General features: G+C 64.7%; 19 protein-coding genes. 3 read left to right on the forward strand and 16 right to left on the reverse strand.

All coding sequences use genetic code 11. The features are described from left to right. Window positions 1-15: 15 nt before the first annotated feature. From purU to glyA, 6 genes are all read right to left on the reverse strand, one after another. A complete protein-coding gene (gene purU / locus BLS08_RS23435; protein ID WP_017675815.1) occupies window positions 16-879 on the reverse strand; it encodes a formyltetrahydrofolate deformylase in 864 nt (287 codons plus the stop codon). Window positions 880-1,003: 124 nt separating this feature from the next. Further along, window positions 1,004-1,633 (reverse strand): sarcosine oxidase subunit gamma, encoded by a 630-nt coding sequence (locus tag BLS08_RS23440; RefSeq protein ID WP_090337580.1) that lies wholly within the window; start codon window positions 1,631-1,633, stop codon window positions 1,004-1,006. Further along, window positions 1,626-4,649, reverse strand: coding sequence for a sarcosine oxidase subunit alpha (locus BLS08_RS23445; protein ID WP_090337582.1), 3,024 nt, complete (start codon window positions 4,647-4,649; stop codon window positions 1,626-1,628). Before BLS08_RS23445 ends, BLS08_RS23440 begins: the two co-directional genes overlap by 8 nt. Then, the gene (locus tag BLS08_RS23450) at window positions 4,646-4,972 is read right to left on the reverse strand and encodes a sarcosine oxidase subunit delta (RefSeq protein WP_090337585.1); all 327 of its coding nucleotides are present in this window, start codon (window positions 4,970-4,972) and stop codon (window positions 4,646-4,648) included. Before BLS08_RS23450 ends, BLS08_RS23445 begins: the two co-directional genes overlap by 4 nt. 194 nt (window positions 4,973-5,166) lie before the next feature. Further along, entirely contained in the window at window positions 5,167-6,417 is a 1,251-nt protein-coding gene (locus BLS08_RS23455) for a sarcosine oxidase subunit beta family protein (protein ID WP_021490391.1), read from the reverse strand. Window positions 6,418-6,539: 122 nt separating this feature from the next. Beyond that, a complete protein-coding gene (glyA, locus tag BLS08_RS23460; RefSeq protein ID WP_017675820.1) occupies window positions 6,540-7,793 on the reverse strand; it encodes a serine hydroxymethyltransferase in 1,254 nt (417 codons plus the stop codon). A 357-nt stretch (window positions 7,794-8,150) separates the two neighbouring features. On the opposite strand from glyA, the gene BLS08_RS23465 reads away from it, so the two are divergent. Beyond that, entirely contained in the window at window positions 8,151-9,158 is a 1,008-nt protein-coding gene (locus BLS08_RS23465) for a GlxA family transcriptional regulator (RefSeq protein ID WP_090337586.1), read from the forward strand. Between the two features lie 19 nt (window positions 9,159-9,177). Here the strand turns inward: BLS08_RS23465 and BLS08_RS23470 are convergent, their stop codons facing one another. The 7 genes from BLS08_RS23470 to BLS08_RS23500 form a co-directional block, all read right to left on the reverse strand. Continuing rightward, window positions 9,178-10,635 (reverse strand): sodium:solute symporter family protein, encoded by a 1,458-nt coding sequence (locus tag BLS08_RS23470; RefSeq protein ID WP_090337588.1) that lies wholly within the window; start codon window positions 10,633-10,635, stop codon window positions 9,178-9,180. Between the two features lie 205 nt (window positions 10,636-10,840). Beyond that, window positions 10,841-12,475, reverse strand: coding sequence for a BCCT family transporter (locus BLS08_RS23475; RefSeq protein ID WP_090337590.1), 1,635 nt, complete (start codon window positions 12,473-12,475; stop codon window positions 10,841-10,843). A gap of 75 nt (window positions 12,476-12,550) precedes the next feature. Further along, window positions 12,551-13,336 (reverse strand): creatininase, encoded by a 786-nt coding sequence (locus BLS08_RS23480; protein ID WP_090337592.1) that lies wholly within the window; start codon window positions 13,334-13,336, stop codon window positions 12,551-12,553. A gap of 80 nt (window positions 13,337-13,416) precedes the next feature. After that, complete coding sequence (locus BLS08_RS23485; RefSeq protein ID WP_090337594.1) at window positions 13,417-14,628, reverse strand: M24 family metallopeptidase; 1,212 nt, start codon at window positions 14,626-14,628, stop codon at window positions 13,417-13,419. A gap of 234 nt (window positions 14,629-14,862) precedes the next feature. After that, on the reverse strand, window positions 14,863-15,852 hold the full coding sequence (locus BLS08_RS23490; RefSeq protein WP_090337596.1) for a GlxA family transcriptional regulator: 990 nt from the start codon (window positions 15,850-15,852) through the stop codon (window positions 14,863-14,865). Between the two features lie 36 nt (window positions 15,853-15,888). After that, a complete protein-coding gene (locus BLS08_RS23495) occupies window positions 15,889-17,271 on the reverse strand; it encodes an L-serine ammonia-lyase (protein WP_090337599.1) in 1,383 nt (460 codons plus the stop codon). Between the two features lie 640 nt (window positions 17,272-17,911). Then, complete coding sequence (locus BLS08_RS23500) at window positions 17,912-18,211, reverse strand: hypothetical protein (protein ID WP_017675821.1); 300 nt, start codon at window positions 18,209-18,211, stop codon at window positions 17,912-17,914. A 238-nt stretch (window positions 18,212-18,449) separates the two neighbouring features. Between BLS08_RS23500 and BLS08_RS23505 the strand changes: the two genes are divergently transcribed. After that, on the forward strand, window positions 18,450-19,490 hold the full coding sequence (locus BLS08_RS23505) for a threonine aldolase family protein (protein ID WP_090337602.1): 1,041 nt from the start codon (window positions 18,450-18,452) through the stop codon (window positions 19,488-19,490). Window positions 19,491-19,599: 109 nt separating this feature from the next. On the opposite strand, the gene gbcB is transcribed toward BLS08_RS23505, so the two are convergent. Further along, on the reverse strand, window positions 19,600-20,703 hold the full coding sequence (gene gbcB / locus BLS08_RS23510; protein ID WP_017675823.1) for a glycine-betaine demethylase subunit GbcB: 1,104 nt from the start codon (window positions 20,701-20,703) through the stop codon (window positions 19,600-19,602). Window positions 20,704-21,016: 313 nt separating this feature from the next. Here gbcB and gbcA point away from each other — a divergent pair, with 313 nt between their 5' ends. Continuing rightward, entirely contained in the window at window positions 21,017-22,309 is a 1,293-nt protein-coding gene (gene gbcA / locus BLS08_RS23520; RefSeq protein WP_090337604.1) for a glycine-betaine demethylase subunit GbcA, read from the forward strand. 179 nt (window positions 22,310-22,488) lie between these two features. On the opposite strand, the gene typA is transcribed toward gbcA, so the two are convergent. Next, window positions 22,489-24,312: a translational GTPase TypA gene (typA, locus tag BLS08_RS23525; RefSeq protein WP_090337606.1), complete on the reverse strand. Its 1,824-nt coding sequence runs from the start codon at window positions 24,310-24,312 to the stop codon at window positions 22,489-22,491. Between the two features lie 150 nt (window positions 24,313-24,462). Continuing rightward, a complete protein-coding gene (gene thiI / locus BLS08_RS23530) occupies window positions 24,463-25,917 on the reverse strand; it encodes a tRNA uracil 4-sulfurtransferase ThiI (protein ID WP_090337607.1) in 1,455 nt (484 codons plus the stop codon). Window positions 25,918-25,955 lie beyond the last annotated feature (38 nt).

The raw sequence follows: 25,955 nt of genomic DNA on the forward strand, positions 1-25,955 counted from the left end.
GCGGCTGCGATTGCCTCAGGCGTTGAGCACCACCGTGCGATTGGCGTTGAGGAACACGCGGCGATCGATGTGATAACCGACGGCGCGGGCCAGGGTCAGGCATTCGATGTCGCGACCCTTGGCGATCAGGTCTTCGGGATAGTGGGCGTGATCCACCGCCTCCACGCCCTGGGCGATGATCGGCCCCTCGTCGAGGTCGTTGTTGATGTAGTGCGCCGTGGCGCCGACCAGCTTGACGCCCTTCTGGTAGGCCTGATGGTAGGGCTTGGCGCCCTTGAAACCGGGCAGCAGCGAGTGGTGAATATTGATCGCCCAGCCATCCAGCTTGCGGCACAGCTCGGGTGACAGCACCTGCATGTAGCGGGCGAGCACTACCAGTTCCGCACCGGTGTCCTCGATCACCTGCAGCACCTTGCGCTCCTGCGCCGGCTTGTCGGCCGGATCGAGCGGGAAATGGTGGTAGGGAATGCCGTGCCAGCGCGCCAGCGGTTCCAGATCCGGGTGGTTGGACACCACCGCCACCACGTCCATGGCCAGTTGGCCGATGCGCTGGCGATAGAGCAGATCATTAAGGCAATGGTCGGCCTTGGACACCATCAACACCACCTTGGCGCGGTAGCCCGGCGGGGTCAGCTCGACCTGCATCTCGAAGGGCGCCAGGCGCTCGGCCACACCGGCGCGGAAGGCGGCCTCGTCAAAGTCCTGCGGCTGACGAAACTCGACGCGAATGAAGAAGCGCGAGGACAACCGATCATCGAAGCTGTGATGCTCGGTGACGTAGCAGCGCTGTTCGAAGAGAAAGCGCGTCACCGCGTCCACGGTGCCAAGCACGCTCGGGCAATGGGCGGTGAGAATCCAGGTGTCGGGGGTGCGGCTCATGGTAGGGGGCTCCGCTGAATGGCTCCCCTCTCCCATTTATAGGAGAGGGGCTGGGGGAGAGGGTAAAGCGGCCCTCTCCCTAACCCTCTCCCGCAAGCGGGAGAGGGGACGGTTCGCATGCGGCTCAGGCCTCGACCGCCAACCCATACTCGGCGCTGGCATCCTGCAGCCACAGCCAGAAGTAGTCGGAGAAGCTGCGGCGGATCACCAGCTCCCAGCTCTCCTCGCCGGTGTGGCGAATCACCAGCTGGGACTTGGCGAACACGGTGCCCACCGCCTTGCCGACCGGGAAGTTGCTCGGATGCACGTCGTAGCTGGTGGACTTCATCAGCAGCTCGCGCACCTTCGGCCCGGACAGCTCCAGCAGGGTCTGCCCGCCACTGACGTTGACCACCGAGAAATGCTGGCCGTCCAGCGCCGCGCGCAGTGTGCGCTCGACCTCGAACTCGGTGCCGCCCGGCACGATCAGCAGCCATTCATCGGGGCCCAACCACTGCAACGAGGTGTCGCCATCGGCCACCAGGGTCAGCGCCACCGGCAGTTCCAGGCCCAGGGCCTTGTGCACGCCGCCGGAGAAGGCGGCGTCGCGAGCGTCGCCACGGATCACCAGATGTCCGCGCAGCGTCTTCTCGCGCAGGGTGATGCCGGCGTTGTTGCGGCCCTTGCCGACCAGTTCGTGCAGGCCGGCGTGGTGCAGCGGCGATTGCCCGGCGATGTCGGCGGGGCGTTGCTGATAGACGTTGACGTTAGACATTCTGGCGATCCCCTTTCGGGTCATAGAACACGGAGCTGCAGATTTCGGCTTCGATCAGGCTGCCATCGGCCAGCGGCGCGAACACGCGCTCGCCCATGCGTTTGAGGCCGCCCTTGACCACCGCCATGGCGAAGCTGTAACCCATGGCCGCGCTCATGTAGCTGGAGGTGACGTGGCCGACCATCTGCATCGGGATCGACTGTTTCGGGTCGAACACCAGTTGCGCGCCTTCCGGCAGCACCTGGTTCGGGTCGATGGGCTTGAGCCCGACCAGCTGCTTGCGGTCTTCGCGCAGGCAGTCGTCGCGGTTCATGCCGCGCTTGCCGATCCAGGAGAAAGGCTTGGTGCGACCAACGCACCAGCCCATGTTCAGGTCGTCCGGGGTCACCGAGGCGTCGGTGTCCTGGCCGACGATGATGAAGCCCTTCTCCGCACGCAACACGTGCATGGTCTCGGTGCCGTAGGGCGTCAGGTCGAACTCCTTGCCGGCTTCGATGATCTGTTCCCAAACGCCCAGGGCGTAGTCGGCCTGCACGTTCACCTCGTAGCTCAGCTCACCGGTGAAGGAGATACGGAACACCCGTGCTGGCACGCCGCCGACCAGGCCTTCCTTCCAGCTCATGAAGGGGAAGGCATCCTTGTCCAGGTCGATGTCGGTGACCTTGGCCAGCAGCTTGCGGCTGTTGGGGCCGGACAGGGTCATGGTCGCCCAGTGGTCGGTGACCGAGGTGAAGTAGACCTTCAGTTCCGGCCATTCGGTCTGGTGGTAGATTTCCAGCCACTCCATCACCCGCGCCGCGCCGCCAGTGGTGGTGGTCATGACGAAATGGTTGTCCGCGAGACAGGCGGTAACGCCGTCGTCGAAAACCATGCCGTCTTCCTTGCACATCAGACCGTAGCGCGCCTTGCCCACGTCCAGCTTGGTCCAGGCATTGGTGTAGACGCGGTTGAGGAACTCGCGCGCGTCCGGGCCCTGGATGTCGATCTTGCCCAAGGTGGAGGCATCGAGGATGCCCACGCTGTTGCGCACGGCCAGGCATTCACGAGCCACGGCGGCGTGCAGGTCCTCGCCATTTTTCGGGAAGTACCAGGGGCGCTTCCACTGGCCGACGTCCTCGAACTCGGCGCCGTTCTTCAGGTGCCAGGCCTGCATCGCGGTGTAGCGCTTGGCATCGAACAGCTCGCCACAGTGGCGACCGGCCACGGCGCCGAAAGTCACCGGGGTGTAGTTCGGGCGGAACATGGTGGTGCCCATCTGCACGATGCTGATGCCCATCGAACGCGCGGCGATGGCCAGGCCGTTGATGTTGCCCAGTTTGCCCTGGTCGGTGCCGAACCCCAGTGCGGTGTAGCGCTTGACGTGCTCGACCGACTCGAAGCCTTCGCGAGTGGCCAGCTCGATGCCGGCCGCAGTGACGTCGTTCTGCAGGTCGACGAACTGCTTGGGCGCACGTGCCGTGGACTTGTCGTGCGGCACCTGGAACAGCGCCAGCATCGGCTCTTCCTGGCGCATCTCGGCCTGTGGCAGGCTGCCGCTGACGGCCTTGTAGCCAGTCTCGGCAGCCGCCTTGGCGCCTGCTTCGAAGCCATTGGCGAGCACGTCGCCGAGGGCAAACACGCCGTTCACCGCACCGGCGTCGATGCGCTGCTGGATGCCGTTGCCCGGCCCCGGCACGAAGCCGAGGATGTCTTCGCGCCACTCGGGACGACCGCCCAGGTGCGAGGCCAGGTGCACCACCGGGCTGTAGCCACCGGAGCTGACGATCAGGTCGCAGTCGAGCACTTCACCAGGGCTGGTGACCTTGTGTGCCTTGGCATCGATGGCGCAGATACGCGCACCGGTCACGCGCTTGCTGCCACGTGCCTCGACCACTGCGCTGCCGGTGAGGATGCGCACGCCACGCGCACGCGCTTCCTCGACCCAGCTGCCGCGCGGGTTGCTGCGGGCATCGGCGACAGCCACCACCTTGCGCCCGGCATCGAGCCAGTCGAGCACCACGCGATAGGCGTAATCGTTGTTGGTCGACAGCACCAGTTCCTGCCCTGGCGCCACGCCATAACGACGCACGTAGGTCGACACGGCGCCAGCCAGCATGTTGCCGGGCACGTCGTTGTTGGCGTACACCAGCGGCCGCTCATGGGCGCCGCTGGCCAACACCACACGCTTGGCACGCACGCGGTGCATGCGCTGACGGGCCTGGCCCATCGGCGCGGTTTCACCGAGGTGATCGGTGAGGCGCTGGTGGATGGTGAGGAAGTTGTGGTCGTGGTAACCGTTGACCGTGGCGCGAGGCAGCAGGGTCACTTCCGGCATTTTCTGCAGCTCGGCGATGGCCTGCGCCACCCAGTCGGCGGCGGGCTTGCCGTCGAGGGTTTCGCGAGTGTCGAGCAGGCTGCCGCCGAACTCTTCCTGTTCATCGGCAAGAATCACCCGCGCGCCGCTACGGCCAGCAGCCAGCGCGGCGGCGAGACCAGCAGGGCCGGCACCGACGATCAGCACGTCGCAGTGCTGGTTGAGCTGGTCGTAGATATCCGGGTCGACCTCGGTGGGCGAACGGCCTAAGCCTGCGGCCTTGCGGATGTACTTCTCGTAGGTCATCCACAGGTTCTGCGGATACATGAAGGTCTTGTAGTAGAAACCGGGCGGCATCATGCCGCCGCCGACCTTGCCGAGGATGCCCATCAGGTCGGTGTTGACGCTCGGCCAGCCGTTGGTGCTGTTGGCCACCAGACCGCTGTACAGCGCCTGCTGGGTGGCGCGCACGTTGGGGATCTGCGCGGCCTCGGTGGAGCCGATCTGCAGCACGGCATTGGGCTCTTCACTACCGGCTGCGACGATGCCGCGTGGGCGCGAATACTTGAAGCTGCGGCCGACGATGTCGACGCCGTTGGCCAGCAGCGCGGCGGCCAGGCTGTCGCCGGCGAAGCCCTGGTAGGTCTGGCCATTGAAGGTGAAGCTCAGCGCCTGGCTGCGGTCGATGCGACCACCCTTGGCAAGACGATTGACCTGACTCATGCCGTTACTCCTTCTGCCACGGCTTGCTTGTCGGTGGCCGCGGCTGCGGTGACCGAAGGCTTCTCACCGACCTTGTAGGTCTCGAGGATCTCGTAGGTCACGGTGTGGCGGGTGGCGTTGAAATATTTGCGGCAACCGGCTGCGTGTACCCACAGCTCATGGTGGATACCACGCGGGTTGTCGCGGAAGAACATGTACTCGCCCCACTCTGCATCCGTGCAGGCATCGGGATCGAGCGGGCGGGCGATGTGCGCCTGGCCCTTGGCGTGGAATTCCTCTTCGGAGCGCAGTTCGCCACAGTAGGGGCAGAAGATGTGCAGCATGGTGGAGCCTCCGCTTGCTTTACTCCCCTCTCCCGCTTGCGGGAGAGGGGCTGGGGGAGAGGGCTGCTCTATGCACGCCATCCCCCGAGTCAGTTACAGGGAGCTGCAGTGCCGAACACAGCACCCTCTCCCGCCCTTCGGGCACCCTCTCCCGCAAGCGGGAGAGGGTCATCAGCTTTGCGCTACGCGCGCTTTTAATGAGCCACGGCAGCAGCGCCGTGCTCGTCGATCAGTGCGCCGGTGTGGAAACGGTCGATGGAGAACGGCTTGGCCAGCGGGTGCATCTCACCCTTGGCCAGGCTGGCCGCGAAGACGTGGCCCGAACCCGGCGTGGCCTTGAAGCCACCAGTGCCCCAACCGCAGTTGAAGAACAGGTTGTCCACCGGAGTCTTGGAGATGATCGGGCAGGCGTCCGGACTGGTATCGACGATGCCGCCCCACTGGCGGTTCATACGCACCCGCGAGAGCACCGGGAACATCTCGACGATGGCCTGCAGGGTGTGCTCGATGGTGCCGTAGGAGCCGCGCTGGCCGTAGCCGTTGTAGCCGTCGATGCCGGCACCGATGACCAGGTCGCCCTTGTCCGACTGGCTGATGTAGCCGTGCACGGCGTTGGACATGATCACGCTGTCGATGATCGGTTTGATCGGCTCGGATACCAGCGCCTGCAGCGGGTGGGATTCCAGCGGCAGACGGAAGCCGGCGAGCCCCGCCATGTGCCCCGAGTTACCGGCGGTGACCACACCGACGCGCTTGGCGCCGATGAAACCCTTGTTGGTCTCCACGCCGATCACCGCACCGTTCTGCTTGCGGAAACCGGTCACCTCGGTGTTCTGGATCAGGTCGACGCCCAGGGCATCGGCGGCACGCGCGTAGCCCCAGGCCACGGCGTCATGACGGGCGACGCCACCGCGACGCTGCACGGTGGAACCCATCACCGGATAACGGGTGTTCTTGCTGCAGTCGAGGTAGGGTATTTCCTCGGCCACCTGCTTGGCATCCAGCAGTTCGCCATCCACGCCGTTGAGGCGGTTGGCGCTGACGCGGCGCTCGGCGTCGCGCATGTCCTGCAGGGTGTGGCAGAGGTTGTAGACGCCACGCTGGGAGAACATGACGTTGTAGTTGATGTCCTGCGACAGCCCTTCCCACAGCTTCATGGCGTGTTCGTAGAGCTGCGCGGACTCGTCCCACAGGTAGTTGGAACGCACGATGGTGGTGTTGCGTGCGGTGTTGCCGCCGCCGAGCCAGCCCTTTTCAACCACGGCGACGTTCTTCACGCCGAACTCCTTGGCCAGGTAATAGGCCGTGGCCAGGCCGTGGCCGCCACCGCCGACGATGACCACGTCGTACACCGGCTTGGGCGTCGGGTTGCGCCACATGCGCTGCCAGTTCTCATGGTGGCTGAACGAGTGCTTGAACAGGCCGAAGCCGGAATAACGTTGCATGAAGATGCTCCTTGAATCTGTTCTCGAACGCCTAACCTGTAGGAGCCAGCTTGCTGGCGATCCATTACAACGAGCTCGGCTGGATCGCCAGCAAGCTGGCTCCTACAACAGAGCAGAAGGCTTTAGCGGTATACGGGGTAGTCCGCGCACAGCCCTGCGACCAGCTTGGCCACCTGCGCCTCGACATCGGCATCGCCGAGGTGATCGAGGATGTCGCAGATCCAGCCGGCCAGCGCCTGGCACTGGGCGACCTTGAAGCCACGGGTGGTCACCGCCGGCGTGCCGATACGGATGCCAGAAGTCACGAACGGCGACTGCGGGTCGTTGGGCACGGCGTTCTTGTTCACGGTGATGCCGGCGCGACCGAGGGCGGCGTCAGCCTCCTTGCCGGTCAGGCCCTGCTTGATCAGGCTGAGCAGGAACAGGTGGTTGTCGGTGCCGCCGGACACCACTTCGTAGCCGCGCTCGATAAATACCTTGGCCATGGCCTGGGCGTTGTCGATGACCTGCTGCTGGTAGGCCTTGAACTCCGGCTCCATGGCTTCCTTGAAGCACACCGCCTTGGCGGCGATGACGTGCATCAGCGGGCCGCCCTGGGCGCCGGGGAAGACAGCGGAGTTGAGCTTCTTCTCGATCTCTTCGTTGGCCTTGGCCAGGATCAGGCCGCCGCGCGGGCCGCGCAGGGTCTTGTGCGTGGTGGTGGTGACCACGTCGGCAAAGGGAATCGGGTTCGGGTACAGACCGGCAGCGACCAGGCCCGCCACGTGCGCCATATCGACGAACAGCAGCGCGCCGACCTTGTCGGCGATGGCGCGAAAGCGCGGGAAGTCGAGGGTCTTGGAGTAGGCGGAGAAGCCGGCGACGATGATCTTCGGCTTGTGCTCCACGGCCAGGCGCTCGACCTCGTCGTAGTCGATCAGCCCGGTGGCGGTGTCCAGGCCGTACTGCACGGCGTTGTAGAGTTTGCCCGAGGACGACACCTTGGCGCCGTGGGTCAGGTGGCCGCCGTGGGCCAGGCTCATGCCGAGGATGGTGTCGCCGGCATTGAGCAGCGCCAGATAGACCGCACTGTTGGCCGAGGAACCGGAGTGCGGCTGAACGTTGGCGTAGTCGGCGCCGAACAGGGCCTTGGCGCGGTCGATGGCCAGCTGCTCGACCTTGTCGACGTACTCGCAGCCACCGTAATAACGCTTGCCCGGATAACCTTCGGCGTACTTGTTGGTCAGGCCGCTGCCTTGCGCTTCCATCACCCGTTGGCTGCAGTAGTTCTCCGAGGCGATCAGCTCGATGTGCTCTTCCTGACGGCGTTCTTCCTGATCGATCGCCGCGAGCAACTCGTCGTCGTAACCCTGAATCTGATCCTGCTTGCTGAACATCTCGATCTCCCGGCAACCCGTCAGGGCCACATCAGTGTTGGTGAAGCGCCCGCCGCGCTGGCTCGCGTAGCCATAGGCAAGACATCTGTTGGAATCGATTGTGCGAAATAGCCTGGGGGGTCATTTGCCTAAATACGACGTCAAAATGCTCAAACTGACCTGCCCCGAATCACGCGACGGGCGGTGACGGCGGTGCCTGGCGGCCCAACGCCGGGGATGTCGCGGAGAGACAGGTGGCGCCCTGGACCACAGCGCCGGGCCAGGGCCAATTCGGTGTAAGATCGCGTCATGCGCGCCGGGGGCCGAACAGGGTTGACCCGCCTCCCGCTGGCGAGGACCGGACAGGAGCACCACCAGATGAGCTACGCCGAATATCTGCAACCGCAAGCGCCTGCCTGCGGCACGCTGAAGACCTTCGGCTTCCTGCTGATCCCCAACTTCACCGCCATCGGCTTCGCCTCGGCCATCGAGACCCTGCGCATGGCCGGCCTGGCCGCCAGACGACCGCTGTACCGTACCCTGCTTATCGCCGCCGGCAATGAGCCGGTGCCGGCCAGCAACGGCATGCGCGTGCTGGCGGACACCAGCTTCGAGCAGGCGCCACCGCTGGACGCCCTGTTCGTCGTCGGCGCCAACCCGATCCCGCAGAAGTACGACCGGACGCTGCTCGCATGGCTACGCCGGCTGGCCGAACAGGGCGTGCCGCTGGGCGGCATCTGCACCGGCAGCCACCTGCTGGCCTGCGCCGGCCTGCTCAAGGGTTATCGCTGCACCCTGCACTGGGAAGACATCGAGCAGGTCAAGGAGAAGTTCCCGGGAATCATCATCTCCAACCAGCTGTACGAGCTGGATCGCGATCGCTACACCTGCTCGGGCGGCACCGCCGCGATGGACATGACCCTGCAGTTGGTCAGCCGCGAGCCCGACGGCGCCGAGATCGCCAGCCGCGCCGCCGAGCTGCTGCTGTGCGACCGGGTGCGCAGCGCCCGCGACCAGCAGCGCATCCCGTTGCGGCAGAAGATCGGCAACGCCCAGCCCAAGCTGAGCCAGATCGTGGCGATCATGGAGTCGAATCTGGAGGAACCGCTGGAACTGGAGGAGCTGGCGCATCTCAACGAGGTGTCGGTGCGCCAGCTGGAGCGGTTGTTCCACAAGTACCTAGGGCGCAAGCCCAGCCAGTACTACCTGGAGCTGCGCCTGAACCGGGCGCGCGAGCTGCTGCTGCGCAGCGATGCCCAGGTGCGCGACGTCGCCCTGGCCTGCGGCTTCGCCTCGCCGGCGCACTTTTCCAAGTGCTACAGCCGCCAGTTCGGCCTGTCGCCGCGCGGCGAGCGCAAGCAGAGCGGAATCGCGGTGCAGGAGTGACCTCCCGCACCGCGCGGGGTCAAGCCAGGCGCGCCGCGACTCCCGCCTTGCCGCGAGTCAGCAGGCTGACCGTCACGTAGCAGAGCGACGAGACCAGGCAACCGAGCAACGGTCCTTCCACCCAGCCGATATCGGTGCTCAGCAACAGACCGCCGCTGGTGAAGAAGCCGACCAGCATGGCCGTCAGCGCGCCGGCGACGTTGCCACGCCAGAAGGTGGAGATGAACACCGGGCCGATCATCGCCGCCAGCAGGGTGCCGGAGCCGAGGATGCCGAGCCAGGACAGCATGAACGGCGGCGCGTACATCATCATCAGCAAGCCGAGCAGCCCCAGCGCCACCACCGCGACACGGTTGACGATCAGCGCACGCGGCGAATCCGTCTCGGCATGCTTGTTCAGTGCCAGGCGCAGGTCGTGCGAGGTCGCCGAGGCCACGGTATGCAGCATGGAGTTGGCGGTGGACTTCATGGCGAAGATGATGAACAGGGTGATCAAGCCCTGCAGCGCCGGGTGCATGAAGGTCTGCAGGTACATCGGCATGGCGTTGTCAGGATCGGCCAGCTGCGGGCCGAAGGCGCGCATGTACAGGCCGACGATGGGGATCAGGCTGAGCAGGCCGCCGAGAATGGCCACGTAGATCCCGACCTTGTGCATCTTCACCTTGGGCCGGAAGGCCAGAAAGCGGATGGCCATATAGGGCAACACCGCGGCGAACAGGAAGGCATAGGGCAGCACCAGAAACACCGAAGCCTTGCTCGCGCCGTAGGGCGCCGCGGTGACCGGGTTGAGCAGGTTCGGGTCGATACCGTTGAGGTTGGCCTCCCACAGCCCCAGGTCGACGCTGGTGAACATCTGCAGCATGATCACCACCGCGGCCAGGGCCATGCCGCAGACCATCACGGTGTCGGTCCAGGCCACCGCAGCCAGGCCGCCGAGCATGGTGTAGAGGATGATCACCGAGATCATCAGCCAGGCGCTGCTGGTCATATCGATGTTCAGCCAGGACGCGCCGAGCATGCCCACCGCCTTGATCTGGCTGACCAGAAAGACCATCAGCAGGACGATGGTCATGACCGCCGCCACCCCCTGCAGCAGGCGCCCGCCGGCGCCGCCGCCATGGATCTGGCCGATGTACTCGGGGATGGTGTTGCTGCCCATGCACAGGGCGCGCTTCTGCATGTGATTGGCGAAGAACAGCACGGCGATCATCATCGCCGGGGCGAAGAAGAAGTTACCCAGCAACTCGATGGCGCCGAACTCGTAGGCCACCGCCGGCGAGCCCATAAAGCCCCAGCCGCTGAAGCCGGTGGCGACTATGGTGCTGGCGCCGACGAAGGCGCCCAGGCTTCGGCCGGCGAGCAGAAAGCCGCCTTCGTCGCTGTCCCTGACTTTGCGCGAGGAGAGAAAACCTATTCCGATCATTACCGCGAAGGTGACGACCAGCAGAGCCCAGTTGAACAGTTCATAGAAGTCCATTGCGCTTACTCCGCCGGTCGGGAGGTTTCGTGGGCGGCACGGCACACATAGGTGGCGGCCGCGATCAGGAACATGAGGATGTTTAGCGCTACGAAGAGCGTGAGTACCCAGGAGCTCATAGATGAGGCCTCTTGTTGTCGTTATGGGTACCCCCACAAGTGGGGGCTAGGGGCAAGGGCCGATCGCGCTGCGCGATCAGTGCCACTCAGCTGGCCGGCGCGGGAACCGCAGCCTCGGCATGCAGGGCCTTGGTCAGGCTCAGGCACATCAGCAGCATGATCAGCGAGAACGGCAGGGCGCCGGCGATAGCCGCGGTCTGCAGGGTGGCCAGCGAGGCAGTGCCGCCGGCGACCAGTAGCACACCGGCCACCACCCCCTGCTGCGCGCCCCAGAACACCCGATGGCGCTTGGCCGGGTGAATGCCGCCGTGGGACATGATGGTGGTCAGCACCAAGGTGGCGGAGTCGGCCGAGGTGATGAAGTAGGTGGCCACCAGCAGGGTGCCCAGCCATAGCGCCAGGGTGCCGAGGCCCTCGAGCGCCATGCTGTCCACGGTGGCGAAGAAGGCGCTGGCGACGTCCTGGGATACCGCGGCGGCGACGCCACCCTGATCGAACAGCTCGTGGCTCATGGCGGTACCGCCGAATGCGGCGATCCACACGAAGGTCATCAGCGATGGCACCAGAATCACCCCGAGGATGAACTCACGGATGGTCCGCCCGCGGGAAACCCGGGCGATGAACACGCCGACGAAGGGCGCCCAGGACAGCCACCAGCCCCAGTAGAACACCGTCCACCAGCCCTGCCAGCTGGATTTCCAGCCTTCCCAGGCGCCCGGATCCTGGCGGTTGGCGTCCATCCAGAAGCTCATTTCGATGAAGTGCGCCAGGTAATCGCCGGTGGCGTCGACCAGCGACATGATCAGGTAGCGGCTCGGCCCCCAGATGAAGAAGAACAGGATCAGCACGAAGCTCAACCAGATGTTCAACTCGCTGAGCCGCTTGATTCCGCGGGTCACGCCGGACACCGCCGACAGCACGGCGACCAGAGTGATACCGCCGATCAGGCTGAGCTGCACCAGGATCGAGCTGTCCAGGCCGAGCAGACGGCTGAGCCCGGCATTGATCTGCTGCGCACCGAGGCCCAGCGAGGTGGCGACGCCGAAGATGGTGGCGAGGATTGCCAGGATATCCACCGCATGGCCGAGCGGGCCGTCCATCAGCCGGCCGAACAGCGGGCGCAGGGTGGAGCGTATGGTCAGCGGCAGGTTCTTGCGGAAGGCGGCGTAGGCCAACGCCAGGGCGACGATGCAGTAGATCGACCAGGCATGCAGGCCCCAGTGGAAGAAGGTGATGCGCATGGCGCTTTCCGCCGTCGCGGCGTTCATGCTGCCGTCGCTGAAAGGGTTGCCCTGCAGGTGGAACATCGGCTCGGCGATGCTCCAGAAGATCAGGCCGATGCCCTGTCCGGCGGAGAACACCATGGCGAACCAGGAGAAGTAGCCAAACTCGGGCCGCTCGTCCTGGCGGCCCAGGCGGATGCGCCCGAAGCGGCTGCAGGCCAGCCAGGCGTTGAAGAACAGGAACAACGCGGCGATCAGTACGTAGTACCAGGTGAAGTAGTAGGTGATGCCGCTGCGCACCCGGTCGAACAGCAGCGCCGCCTGTTCCTGGAACAGCAGCAGGCCGACCACTACCGCCACGATCACCAGCAGCGAGCCGAGGGTAACCACGGGGTTGAGACCCTTGAGCCAGGCGCTCTCGGAGATGTCCACGCGGGCCTCCTGTGGCGGCCCGACGAAGGTTGATGCGGGTTCCGCCACGCATTGGTGCGCTTTCATGATGCTAGCCTCTCGATCATTCTTGTCATTGTCGGAATCAGTGGGCGAAGTCATGCGGATGTCGCGTCTGCGTCGTCAGGGGGCGTTCTCGAACGCCTCGCCGACCGCCTTGGCGATACCCTCTACGCACACCTCGAGAATCAGCTCGCCCTTCTCGCGGCTGGCGCCGCGCGCCGAGGACAGGGTGCCGGGTGCCGGGGTGCGCGAAGGATCGATGGGGTAGAGGTCGTAAGGCGGGAAGGTCGCCGGCGGGTGATCCACCACGCGGCTCATGTCCACTCGCTGCGGGTAGAGGGCGAGCATCAGCGAGGTTTCGAAGACGCCGCCATGCTCGATATCCCAGCCAAGGAAACCGTCCGGGTAGAGCTGGGCGATCACCTGCGGGTCCTTGACGAAGTCCCAGTAGGACAGCAGCACCACACGAAAATCGTCGATGCCGGCGTAGCGCAGCTCGCGCAGGCCGAGGTCGATGCCTTCGACCAGGAACATGGCGTTCTCGTAGTGACCGTTCATCAGCACCAGGCGGCGTACGCCGTGGCGCCCGAGCTCGCGGATGATGTCCAGCACCGTGTGGCTGAGGGTGGCCCCGTCCAGGCTGGTGGTGCCGGGGAAATGGTTGCCGCCGCCGGACTTCTGCTGCGACTTGTAGCCGTACGGCAGAGCCGGCAGCACCAGGCCACCGATACGCTGGGCGACGCGCTGGCTGACCGCGGTGGGCAGCAGCACGTCGACGTCCATGCACAGGTGGTGACCGTGCTGCTCCAGGGCGCCGACCGGCAGGAACAGCACGCGCTGGCCGTCGGCCACCAGGGCTTCGTATTCCTTCCAGCTCAGTTCGCCGACGAACACGCTGTCATTCATTAAGTGACCTCCTGGTCACCTGCTGGCGGCAGGCGACCCGAATGGGGCCGTGCCCGGCAAGGGCACGGCGGTGGCAGAGACTATTTGCGGATGATGTTGCGCTCCGGGCCGTAGGGGAACTTGGTGATGTTCTCCGCGCCCTGCTCGTTGACGATCAGGATGTCGTGTTCGCGATAGCCGCCGGCGCCGGGCAGGCCCTCGGGCAGCATGATCATCGGCTCCATCGACACCACCATACCCGGTTCCAGTACGGTGTCGATGTCCTCGCGCAGCTCCAGGCCGGCCTCGCGGCCGTAGTAGTGGCTGAGGGTGCCGAAGGAGTGGCCGTAGCCGAAGGTGCGGTACTGCAGCAGGTCGTGGCTGAGGAAGATCTCGTTGAGTTCCTTGGCGATGTCGCTGCAGCGTGCGCCGGGCTTGATCAGCTTGAGGCCGGCCTCGTGCACCTCGACGTTGGCCAGCCACAGGCGCAGGTGGTCGTCGGAGCAGTGGTCGAGGAACAGGGTGCGCTCCAGCGCGGTGTAGTAGCCGGCGATCATCGGGAAGCAGTTGAGGCTGAGGATGTCGCCCTTGTTCACCTTGCGGGTGGTCACCGGGTTGTGCGCACCGTCAGTGTTGATGCCGGACTGGAACCAGGTCCAAGTGTCCATCAACTCGACGTCATCGAAGGTCTCGGCGATGGCGCGAACCATGGCCTGGGTGGCGTGCAGGGCCACCTCGTACTCCGGCACCTGGTCGCGCAGGGCCTCGACCACCGCCGCGCCGCCGATGTCGGCGATGCGTGCGCCGTGGCGGATCATCACGTGCTCCTCGGCGGACTTGATCATGCGCATGCGCATGCAGGGCGCGGCGACGTCAACCAGCTCGGCGTCCGGATAGCGGGCGGCCAGCCTGTCGCGGTTCTGCAGGTTCAGGTGGTCGAACTCGATGCCGATGCGGCGCGCGCGCGGCAGCGCCTGCTGGATGGCGACGAAGTAGTTGTCGCGCTGCCAGTCGGTGTAGACGATGTTGTCGGTGCCGACGGTGCGGCGCCAGGGCTGGCCGCCGTCGATATTGGCGCTGATGCTGACCACGTCGCCCTGGGTCACCACCAGGGCGTAGGGGCGGCCGAAGGAGCAGTAGAGGAAGTCCGAGTAGTAGTTGATGTTGTGGTACGAGGTGAAGACCGCCGCGTCGATGTTCTCGGCCGCCAGGTGGGCGCGCAGCTTGGCATGACGGTTGGCGTATTCCTCGGCGGAGAACGTCGATTTGACCTTTTCGCCGTTCCGGATTCGAAGCGTTTGAGGCATCTGCATGGCGTGAATCCCTTTGCTGTCTGGGGTAAGGCGACCGGCCGGTTTGGCGGGTCGTTGAGAGGATTGCAACAGATGCCCGGCGCGAACTTTTGTACGATTCCGACCCGAAGTTGGTCAGATCCGCTGCGGCCTATGCCCTGCCGAGCGGGCAATTTCCGCGCGCAAAAAAAGAGGCCCGTACCGCGCTGCCAGCACGGACGGGCCTCGAAAGGGTGACAGCCGGAGGGACGGCGGTCAGTGCAGCGCCACCTGCGGCGTACGCCGCTCGTCGCTGGGGCAGAGGGCGAAGTGCTCGCGGTAGCAGCGCGAGAAGGTCTGCGCCGAGAGGAAGCCGCAAGCGGCTGCCACCTCGACCACGCTGAGGCGGGTACGGCGCAGCAACTGGCGCGCGCGCACCAGGCGCAGGCGCAGGTAGTAGCGCGCCGGCGAGCACTGCAGATGGCGCTCGAACAGGCGCTCCAACTGGCGCCTCGACAGCGCGACGAACCCCGCCAGCTGGCCGAGTTCGAGCGGCTCCTCGAGGTTGCTCTCCATCAGGCTGATCACCTCGCGCAGCTTGGGGCTGGGCTCGTCGCCGCACAGGTGCAAGGGCATCTGCGCCGGCAGCGGCTCGCAGCGGACCAGCTCGAACGCCAGGGTCTCGGCGATCGCCCTGACCAGCGGCTGGCCATGCCGACCGGCGATCAGCTGCAGCATCAGTTCCAGCCCCGCCGCGCCGCCGGCGGCGGTAGCGCGGTCGCGGTCGACGACGAAGGGCTGGGCGCTCAGCGCCACGCCGGGAAACGCGCGCTGCAGATCGACCCGGCAGCGCCAGCTGGTGCTGCACTGGTGGCCCTCCAGCAGACCGGCGCGCGCCAGCGTCCAGCTGCCGCTGCCGAGCGCGCCGAGAAACCGCCCGGGCTGCGCCTGCTGCCGCAGGTAGCGCTCCAGTTCGGGCCGCTCGCGCGCCTGCGCGGCATCGCTGCCACAGAGGATCAGCCCGTGCAGCTCGCCCGCCGCGTCGGCGGCGCCATCCGGGGTGATCCACATGCCGTTGCTGGCGCGCAGCGGCCGGCCCTGCAGGCTGAGCGTCTGCCAGCGGTACAGGCTGCGCCCGGCCAGCTGGTTGGCCAGGCGCAGCGGCTCCAGCGCGGCGGCCAGGGCTACCAGGCTGAACTGGTCATCCAGCAGAAAGCCGATCGACTCCACGGCGGCAAGGGTCGGCAGTTTCTCGAAACGGGTCATTGCGGCAGTCCTCGACAAAACCAGCGGGCAGGAGAATCAGCACTCGACCTGGCTCACCGCCAGGCCGCCACGCGAGGTTTCCTTGTACTTGTCGTGCATGTCGGCGCCGGTGTCGCGCATGGTGCGGATCACCCGGTCCAGCGAGATGTGGTGCTCACCATCGCCGCGCAGGGCCATCTGCGCCGCGTTGATCGCCTTCACCGCGGCGATCGCGTTGCGCTCGATGCACGGCACCTGCACCAGCCCGCCGACCGGGTCGCAGGTCAGCCCCAGGTTGTGTTCCAGGCCGATCTCGGCGGCGTTTTCCAGTTGCTCGGGGCTGGCGCCGAGCACTTCGGCCAGACCCGCCGCAGCCATGGCGCAGGCCGAGCCCACCTCGCCCTGGCAGCCGACTTCGGCGCCGGAGATCGAGGCGTTCTTCTTGCACAGGATGCCCACCGCCGCGGCGGCCAGCAGGTAGTCGACCACGTCGGCGTCGCTGGCGTCCGGGTTGAAGCGCATGTAGTAGTGCAGCACCGCCGGGATGATCCCCGCCGCGCCGTTGGTCGGCGCGGTGACCATGCGCCCGCCGGCGGCGTTTTCCTCGTTGACCGCCAGAGCGTAGAGGTTGACCCATTCCATGGCGCTCATGGTGCTGCCGATCACATTGGGCTTGCCCAGCTCCTGCAGGCTGCGGTGCAGCTTGGCGGCGCGCCGGCGCACGCTGAGCCCGCCGGGGAGGATGCCTTCCTCGCGCAGGCCGTTGGCCACGCAGTCCTGCATGGCCTGCCACAGCCCGAGCAGGCCGGCGCGGATCTCGGCCTCGCTGCGCCAGGCCTTTTCGTTGGCCAGCATCAGTTGCGACACGCGCAGGCCGTGCTGGCGGCACAGGCGCAGCAGCTCGGCGCCGCTGGAAAAATCGTAGGGCAGCGCGGTGTGGTCCTGGTCCAGCGCGCCGGTGGCGGCCTGGGCGGCATCGACGACGAAACCGCCGCCCACCGAGTAGTAGGTGTCGGCATGCAGCTCGCCGCCCTCGCCCTCGCCCTCGGCCACCAGGGTCATGGCGTTGGGGTGGTAGGGCAGGTTCTCCTCCAGCAGGCACATGTCGCGCGTCCAGTCGAAGGCGACCGCCAGGCGGCCATCCAGTAGCAGCTCGCCGCGCTCGAGCAGCGTGGCGATGCGCGGGGCGATCTGCGCCGGGTCGATGCGATCCGGCCACTCGCCCATCAGGCCCATGATCACCGCACGGTCGCTGCCGTGGCCGACGCCGGTGGCCGACAGCGAGCCGTACAGGCGCACTTCGATGCGCCGCACCCGCGCCAGCAGCTGGCGCTCGCGCAGCGCCTCGACGAACAGCGCGGCGGCGCGCATCGGCCCCACGGTGTGCGAGCTGGACGGCCCGATGCCGATCTTAAACAGGTCGAATACGCTTATGGCCACCAGAGGGGACTCCTTAGCTAGGATGCGCCTCAGGGCGCTGTACAGCGGATTCTCCGGTGTTGCCAGGCTGCAAATTTGTTCAACTTCGACGCGAAAGTGTTCATAGCCGCCCCTGCAGTTATGCACTCCGCTCAAGAGGATCAAGCTGTGGATAAACCGTGCATACCGCGCCTCGCCCCAGCAGTTGCAAGGGTTTCCTGGCAGCGATCATTTCCTGATCGATATCAAGCAGTTAACAATGCAGACCATGCACAGAAGCGGTGGACTAGCCTGTGGAAAAGCTGTCAGCAGATGGCTGCCGCCCCCGCCAGCGCTGCCCATGACGGCGCTGTTCGATATCCATACACGCACGCAGGCTCCCTGGCTTATCCACCAGCGACATGAGCGAGAGGCAGGGATCGGTTGGGGATATGCACAGAAGATGTGGATGAAACTGTGCATAGGCTGTTCGACGAGGGCGCGCGCCCAGAGCCACCGCGGCCTGCCGGGATACGGCTAAAAATCGAACAGGATCAAGGAGATAGGTCAGGCTTGTGCACAAATACTGTGGGCGGCGCTGTGCATGGCCTGTGGAAACATGGCGCCAGGCCAGGGCCCATAGGGCTCCGGAGCCAGCGCCTGCTATTTGCTCAACGACGCCTTACGGCTTGAGCTTGCCAGCACAGCTGCTGGAGGCATTCACCAGACGCTGCTGCATGGCAGGGTCAGGTGGGGACTGGCGGCTGATTTCCTGCAATTCAGCTTCACTGAATTCCTGGCTGACCTTGGTCGCAGCGCAGTCGCAATAAGCGCGCAATTGTGGCTCCTCGTAGCCTGCCGGTGCGCCAGCGATGCACTGCTGAACGAACTCGGTCTTGGCATTATCCGACCACTCGGCGGCGGAAACGGGCAGCGCCACGGCCAGCGGCAGGGCAAGGGCGAGCAGGTGACGATAAGTCATGGGAAACTCCTTCTCTTGATTGCGGAGAGCGGATCGACTGCCGCCCTCTGGTAAGTGTGAACCCCGCTGCAAGCCCCAAGTTCCATCTGCGAGCCGAACGGTTGGCCACGAACCGACCCGGCAGTACGCTTCAGCGCAACAACTCGTCGCCGCGACGGACGCCTGACCGCCAGCCGCAGGTTAAAGTGAGCGCTTTGTCGGCAGACCCGCCGGCAGGCTTTTCAGAAGGAACGCGCCAATGCCCGACAATGCCCAGCAATTCGCCAGCGACAACTACTCCGGCATCTGTCCCGAAGCCTGGGCCGCCATGGCCGAGGCCAACCAGGGCCACCAGCGCGCCTACGGCGATGACGAATGGACAGCGCGCGCCGCCGATCACTTCCGCGGCCTGTTCGAGACCGACTGCGAAGTGTTCTTCGCCTTCAACGGCACCGCCGCCAACTCCCTGGCCCTGGCCTCGCTGTGCCAGAGCTACCACAGCGTGATCTGCTCGGAGACCGCCCACGTCGAGACCGACGAGTGCGGCGCGCCGGAGTTCTTCTCCAACGGCTCCAAACTGCTGCTGGCCAAGACCGAGAACGGCAAGCTGACCCCGCAAGCCATCCGCGAAATCGCCCTCAAGCGTCAGGATATCCACTACCCGAAACCGCGCGTGGTCACCCTCACCCAGGCCACCGAAGTCGGCACCCTGTACCGCCCGGAGGAAGTCCGCGCCATCAGCCAGGTCTGCAAGGAGCTGAATCTCAACCTGCACATGGACGGCGCGCGCTTCTCCAACGCCTGCGCCTTCCTCGGCTGCAGCCCAGCGGAGTTGACCTGGAAGGCCGGCGTGGACGTGCTGTGCTTCGGCGGCACCAAGAACGGCATGGCGGTCGGCGAAGCCATCATTTTCTTCAACAAGGCACTGGCCGAAGACTTCGACTATCGCTGCAAGCAGGCCGGCCAGCTGGCCTCGAAGATGCGCTACCTGTCCGCGCCCTGGGTCGGCATCCTGCAGGATGATGCCTGGCTCAAATATGCCAATCACGCCAACCGCTGCGCGCAGCTGCTGGCCACGCTGGTCGAGGACGTGCCCGGTGTCAGCCTGATGTTCCCGGTGGAGGCCAACGGCGTGTTCCTGCAACTGTCGGAACCGGCCATCGCCGCCCTCACCGCGCGCGGCTGGCGCTTCTACACCTTCATCGGCGCCGGCGGCGCGCGCTTCATGTGCAGCTGGGATACCGACGAAGCCCGCGTGCGCCAGCTGGCCGCGGATATCCGTGAAGTGATGAGCGCCTGAAACGCCATAAGTCCCACGAGTGGGGCTTATGGCTAAGTAGCCCGGATGCAATCCGGGGAGGTCAATCAATCACCCCGGATTTCATCCGGGCCACAAACCTTCATGGCGATCAATAGTCGATCGCCACATCCCCTTTCGGCACGCTGCAGCACGACAGGATGTAGCCCTCGGCGACGTCCTCGTCGGTGATGCCGCCGTTGTGCTCCATCTCCACCTCGCCCGCTGTCTTCATTACCTTGCAGGTGCCGCAGATGCCCATGCCACAGGCCTTGGGAATATGCAGGCCGAGTTTGGCGGCAGCGGCGTGCACGGTTTCGCCGGGCACCACACGAATGCTCTTGCCAGTGCTGGTGAACTCCACCTGATGCAGGTCGGCCAGCGGCACATCCGGCGCATCGGCCGCCTCGGCCGCCAGCTCCTTGACCTCGGCGCGAATCTCCGGCGGCGTCGGGCCGAAGGCCTCCTCGTGATAGCGATTCATGTCGTAGCCAGCCGCCTCGAGCAGGCGCTTGATGGCGCTCATGTAGGGCGTGGGGCCGCAGCAGAAGATCTCGCGATCAAGATAATCCGGAGCGATGAGCTCCAGCATCGGCTTGTTCAGGTAACCGCGATAACCCGCCCAGGCTTCACCCAGACCGTGCTTCTCGCAGATAACGTGCAGGCTGAAGTTGTTGATGCGCGCCGCCATGTGCTCCAGCTCGCGCTGGTAGATGATGTCCTTCGGCGAACGAGCGCTGTGCACGAAGACCATGTCGACATTGGCGTTGGTGTCGTAGAACCAGCGCGCCATCGACATCACCGGCGTGATGCCGACACCACCGGAAAGAAACAGCGCCTTGTCGGTGGGAAAATCGATGGCATTGAACAGGCCCACCGGCCCATGCACTGGCACCTCGTCGCCTTCCTTGAGGTTGTCGTGCAGCCAGTTCGAGACCTTGCCGCCCGGCACCCGCTTGATGGTGATGGAGAAGCTGTAAGGCACCGAAGGCGAACTGGAGATGGTGTAGGAACGCATGATCGGCTGGCCGTCGATCTCCAGCTCCAGGGTGACGAACTGTCCGGGCTTGAAGAAGAACAGCACGGGCTGATCAGCCATGAAGCAGAAGGTGCGCACATCCCAGGTTTCCTGGATCACCTTGACGCAACGCACCAGATGGCGACCGTTGGTCCAGGTCTGCGTCGTAACCGGATTGAGGAAGGCGTTGGTGGTCATGAACGGCTCTCCACGCGGCCGGATATCGGCCTATATGCGGCGGATTGTGCGAAAGGCTGCCGGTCGTCATTTATCTACCAGCGACATCCGCATGCTTATCGCGACCTGCCCGATAGCACGGGGCCTGGCGCGTCGGAAACAAATCTGGCCATGTCGCCCATGGATAAGGTTTTACCTGTTGCCGGCTCCACACTCCGCTCACCAAGCATGCACGCCCATTGCAGGCAGCAGCGAACGATCGAGACCTTGCGGCACATACCGTATCAGCCACTATTTCCGGCAGGCGCGAGGCGCCCGCCAATGAGGAGCCACCATGGACTGCACCCAAAACCTGAGCCTGGGCGACCCGCTGGAACCCGTGCGCAAGGCCACCGCACAGATGCTGAAAGAACGCGACCACAGCTTCTCGCTGCCGCAGCCGTTCTACAGCGACGAACGCCTGTTCCAGGTCGACATGCAGGAGATCTTCCACAAGGAATGGCTGATCGCCGGCATGACCTGCGAAATCCCGGCCAAGGGCAACTTCCTCACCCTGCAGATCGGCGATAACCCGATTCTGGTCATTCGCGGCGCCGAAGGGCAGATCCATGCCTTCCACAACGTCTGCCGTCACCGTGGCTCGCGCCTGTGTGTCTCGGAAAAGGGCAAGGTCGCCAAGCTGGTATGCCCTTACCACCAGTGGACCTACGAGCTGGACGGTCGCCTGTTGTTCGCCGGTACCGAAATGGGCGCCGACTTCGACCTCAAGGACTACAGCCTGAAACCGGTGCAGTGCAAGACCGCCGGCGGCTACATCTTCATCTCCCTGGCGGAAAACCCGCCAGCCATCGACGAGTTCCTCGCCACCCTGGCGCATTACATGGAACCCTATGACATGGAGAACACCAAGGTGGCTGTGCAGACCACCCTGATGGAAAAGGCCAACTGGAAGCTGGTGCTCGAGAACAACCGCGAGTGCTACCACTGCAATGGTTCGCACCCGGAACTGCTCAACACCCTGCTGGAATGGGATGACGTCACCGATCCGCGCGCCAGCCAGGCGTTCAAGGATCAGGTCGCCGAGTGCACCACTCGCTGGGACAAGGACAAGATCCCCTACGCCCACGCCAGCTTCGGCCTGCGCAACCGCATCGTGCGCATGCCGCTGCTCAAGGGCACCGTGTCCATGACCATGGACGGCAAGCAGGGCAGCAAGAAGCTGATGGGCCGCATCACCGACCCGGATCTCGGCTCGATGCGCATCCTGCACCTGCCACACTCGTGGAACCACTGCATGGGCGATCACCTGATCAACTTCACCGTGTGGCCGATCAGCGCCCAGGAGACGATCGTCGTCACCAAGTGGCTGGTGCACAAGGATGCGGTAGAAGGCATCGACTACGACGTGGCGCGCCTGCGCCAGGTGTGGGACGCCACCAACGACCAGGATCGCCGCCTGGCCGAGGAAAACCAGCGCGGCATCAACTCCACCGCCTACCAACCGGGCCCGTACTCCAAGACCTACGAGTTCGGCGTGATCAACTTCCTCGACTGGTACAGCGAGCGCATGCTCAACAACCTCGGCGACACCCCGGCGCAATCGCTGCGCCAGGTGGCAGGCGAGTGATGACGCTCAGCCTGCTGGTGGTGATCGGGCTGGCCGCCTATGGGCTGCTGGCCTGTAGGCCGCAGCGCGGCTGAAGCCGCTCCTGCAGGGGCACAACACCTAACGGCGCCCCAACAAAAAGCCCCGCCAGATCGCTCTGGCGGGGCTTTTTATTTACAGCCGAGGCTAGACGCTAAGCATCAAGCCTTGTTGGCTTTCTTGGCAGCGCGGGTGCGCTCGCCTTCGTCGAGGATCTTCTTGCGCAGACGGATCGACTTCGGCGTCACTTCGCACAATTCATCGTCCTGGATGAACTCCAGCGCCTGCTCCAGGGTGAAGCGAACCGGCGGTACCAGGGCGATGGTTTCGTCCTTGCCCGAAGCACGCATGTTGTCGAGCTTCTTGCCTTTGGTGGGGTTGACGCCCAGGTCGTTGTCGCGGCTGTTCAGGCCGACGATCTGACCGTTGTAGATCTCCTGGCCGTGCTCGACGAACAGCTTGCCACGCGCCTGCAGGGTTTCCAGGGAGTAGGTCAGCGCCTTGCCGGTGTCGATCGACACCAGTACGCCGTTCTGACGGCCAGACATGGTGCCCGGCTTGACGGTGTCGTAACGGTCGAAGATCGAGGTCAGGATGCCGGCGCCGTTGGTCAGGGTCAGGAACTGGTTACGGAAACCGATCAGACCGCGAGCCGGGATGTTGTATTCCAGACGCACGCGACCTTTGCCGTCCGGCGACATGTTGGTCAGGTCGCCCTTACGCAGGCCCATTTCTTCCATGACCTTGCCCTGGGATTCTTCAGGGATGTCGATGGTGACGTTCTCGAACGGCTCCTGCTTGACGCCGTTCACTTCGCGGATGATCACTTCCGGACGGCCAACGCCCATTTCGAAGCCTTCGCGACGCATGGTTTCGATCAGTACCGAGAGGTGCAGCTCGCCACGACCGGAGACCTTGAACTTGTCGGCGCTGTCGCCTTCTTCAACGCGCAGGGCCACGTTGTACAGCAGTTCCTTGTCCAGACGCTCCTTGATGTTGCGGCTGGTGACGAACTTGCCTTCCTTGCCGCAGAACGGCGAATCGTTGACCTGGAAGGTCATCGAGACGGTCGGCTCGTCAACGGTCAGCGGCTTCATCGCTTCGACGTGGTTGATGTCGCACAGGGTATCGGAGATGAACAGCTGGTCCATACCGCTGACGCAGACGATGTCACCGGCGGTGGCTTCTTCGACGTCTACGCGGTGCAGGCCGTGGTGGCCCATCAGCTTGAGGATACGGCCGTTACGCTTCTTGCCGTCGACGTCGATGGCAGTCACCGGGGTGTTCGGCTTGATCTTGCCACGGGCAATACGGCCAACGCCGATGATGCCGAGGAAGCTGTTGTAGTCCAGAGCGGAAATCTGCATCTGGAACGGGCCGTCGAGGTCGACTTTCGGCGCCGGTACGTGGTCAACGATGGCCTGGTACAGCGGAGTCAGGTCTTCGGCCATGTCGCTATGGTCGAGACCGGCGATGCCGTTCAGGGCGCTGGCGTAAACGACCTGGAAGTCGAGCTGCTCATCGGTGGCGCCGAGGTTGTCGAACAGGTCGAAGATCTGATCCATGACCCAATCCGGACGCGCGCCCGGACGGTCGATCTTGTTGATCACGACGATCGGCTTGAGGCCGGCTTCGAAGGCCTTCTTGGTCACGAAGCGGGTTTGCGGCATCGGGCCGTCCTGGGCGTCGACCACCAGCAGTACGGAGTCGACCATCGACATCACGCGCTCGACTTCACCACCGAAGTCGGCGTGGCCGGGGGTGTCGACGATGTTGATGCGGTAGTCGTTCCACTTGATGGCGGTGTTCTTGGCCAGAATGGTGATGCCACGCTCTTTTTCCTGGTCGTTGCTGTCCATCACGCGCTCGTCGTTGAGCTCGTTGCGTTCCAGAGTGCCGGACTGACGCAGCAGGGCGTCGACGAGGGTGGTTTTGCCATGGTCGACGTGGGCGATGATGGCGATGTTGCGCAGATTTTCGATCACTGTGTGTATCTCGATCAGAGGATTCGGTGTGTCGCCCAGCCTGGACGACGAATATGAAGAAAACTGTTTCAGCGAGCTGAATGGGGTGTCGCCGCTGGCGAACGGTCGGGAGGGCGATGGCGGATACTTCCGCCATTGAGCCCCGGCGTTCTATGCCGGACGATAAACGCGCACATTGGCATGTCCCTCGCTCAGCAGATGGTGGGCATGCAGACGGCTCATCACGCCCTTGTCGCAATACAGCAGGTACTGGCGATTCTCATCCAGTTCCTTGAATTTGTTGTTCAACGCGTAGAACGGCAGCGCCTGCACTTCGATGCCCGGCACGTTCAGCGGCTCGTCTTCGGCGGCATCAGGGTGGCGGATGTCGATGACGATCTGCCCGGCCAGCGCTTCACGCACCTCCTCGACCTGCACGTCCTTGCCCAGCTCGTCGATCACGCGGTCGATGGGCAGTTGGGTGGCGCGTTCGAGGGCGCGTTCGAGGATGGCCATGTCGAACTGGGCCTCCTCGTGCTCGATGCGGTAACCGCGCGCCTTGGTGGTCGGGTTGACCGAGATCACGCCGCAGTACTCAGGCATGTTCTTGGCGAACTCGGCGGTACCAATGCGTGTGGCAGTGTCGATGATGTCCTGCTTGTGGCTGGCGATCAGCGGACGCATGACCAGCATGTCGGTGGCCGAATCGATCACCGCGAGGTTGGTCAGGGTCTGGCTGGAAACCTGGCTGATCGCCTCGCCGGTGACCAGCGCCTCGATCTGCAGCTTTTCGGCGACACGGGTGGCAGCGCGCAGCATCATGCGCTTGAGGATAACGCCCATCTGGCTGTTGTCGACCTTGCCGAGAATTTCGCCGACCACTTCCTCGAACGGCACGCTGACGAACAGCACGCGCTGCGAGCGGCCGAACTTCTGCCAGATATAGTGCGCCACTTCCATCACGCCCAGTTCGTGAGCACGGCCACCGAGGTTGAAGAAGCAGAAGTGGCTGACCAGGCCGCGACGCATCATCTGGTAGGCCGCCACGGTGGAGTCGAAGCCACCACTCATCAGCACCAGGGTCTGCTCCAGCGAGCCCAGCGGGTAACCGCCGAGGCCTTCGTGACGGTTGTGCACCACGAACAGGCGCTGGTCGCGAATCTCCATGCGCACTTCGACGTCCGGCTTCTTCAGGTCGATGCCAGCGGCATCGCATTCGCGACGCAGGCGCGAACCGACATGACGCTCGACATCGATGGAAGAAAACTCATGCTTGCCGCCGCGCTTGCAACGCACGGCGAAAATCTTGCCCGGCAGTTGCTCGGCGTAATGACGCTTGCAGTGTTCGGTGATGTCGTCCAGATCGCCCAGCGGGTATTCATTGACCTCGAGGAACAGACCGATACCCGGCGTGTTGCGCAGGCGTTCGGTCATCTCGGCGAGCAGCTTGGGATCGTCCAGATCGGTTTCGACCTCGAGGTTGTCCCAGACACCGGTCACCCGCAGTTCGGGGTCAAGATCGCGCAGCACGGAGCGAATGTTCTTCCCCAACTGGCGGATGAACTGCTTGCGCACCGGGCGGCTCTTGATGGTGATTTCCGGGAAAACTTTGACGATGAGCTTCATGAATAGAGCGCCCGCTTGGGGGACGAAAAAACAGGGGC

The organism is Ectopseudomonas chengduensis (assembly GCF_900102635.1).
GTDB classification, from domain to species: domain Bacteria; phylum Pseudomonadota; class Gammaproteobacteria; order Pseudomonadales; family Pseudomonadaceae; genus Aquipseudomonas; species Aquipseudomonas chengduensis.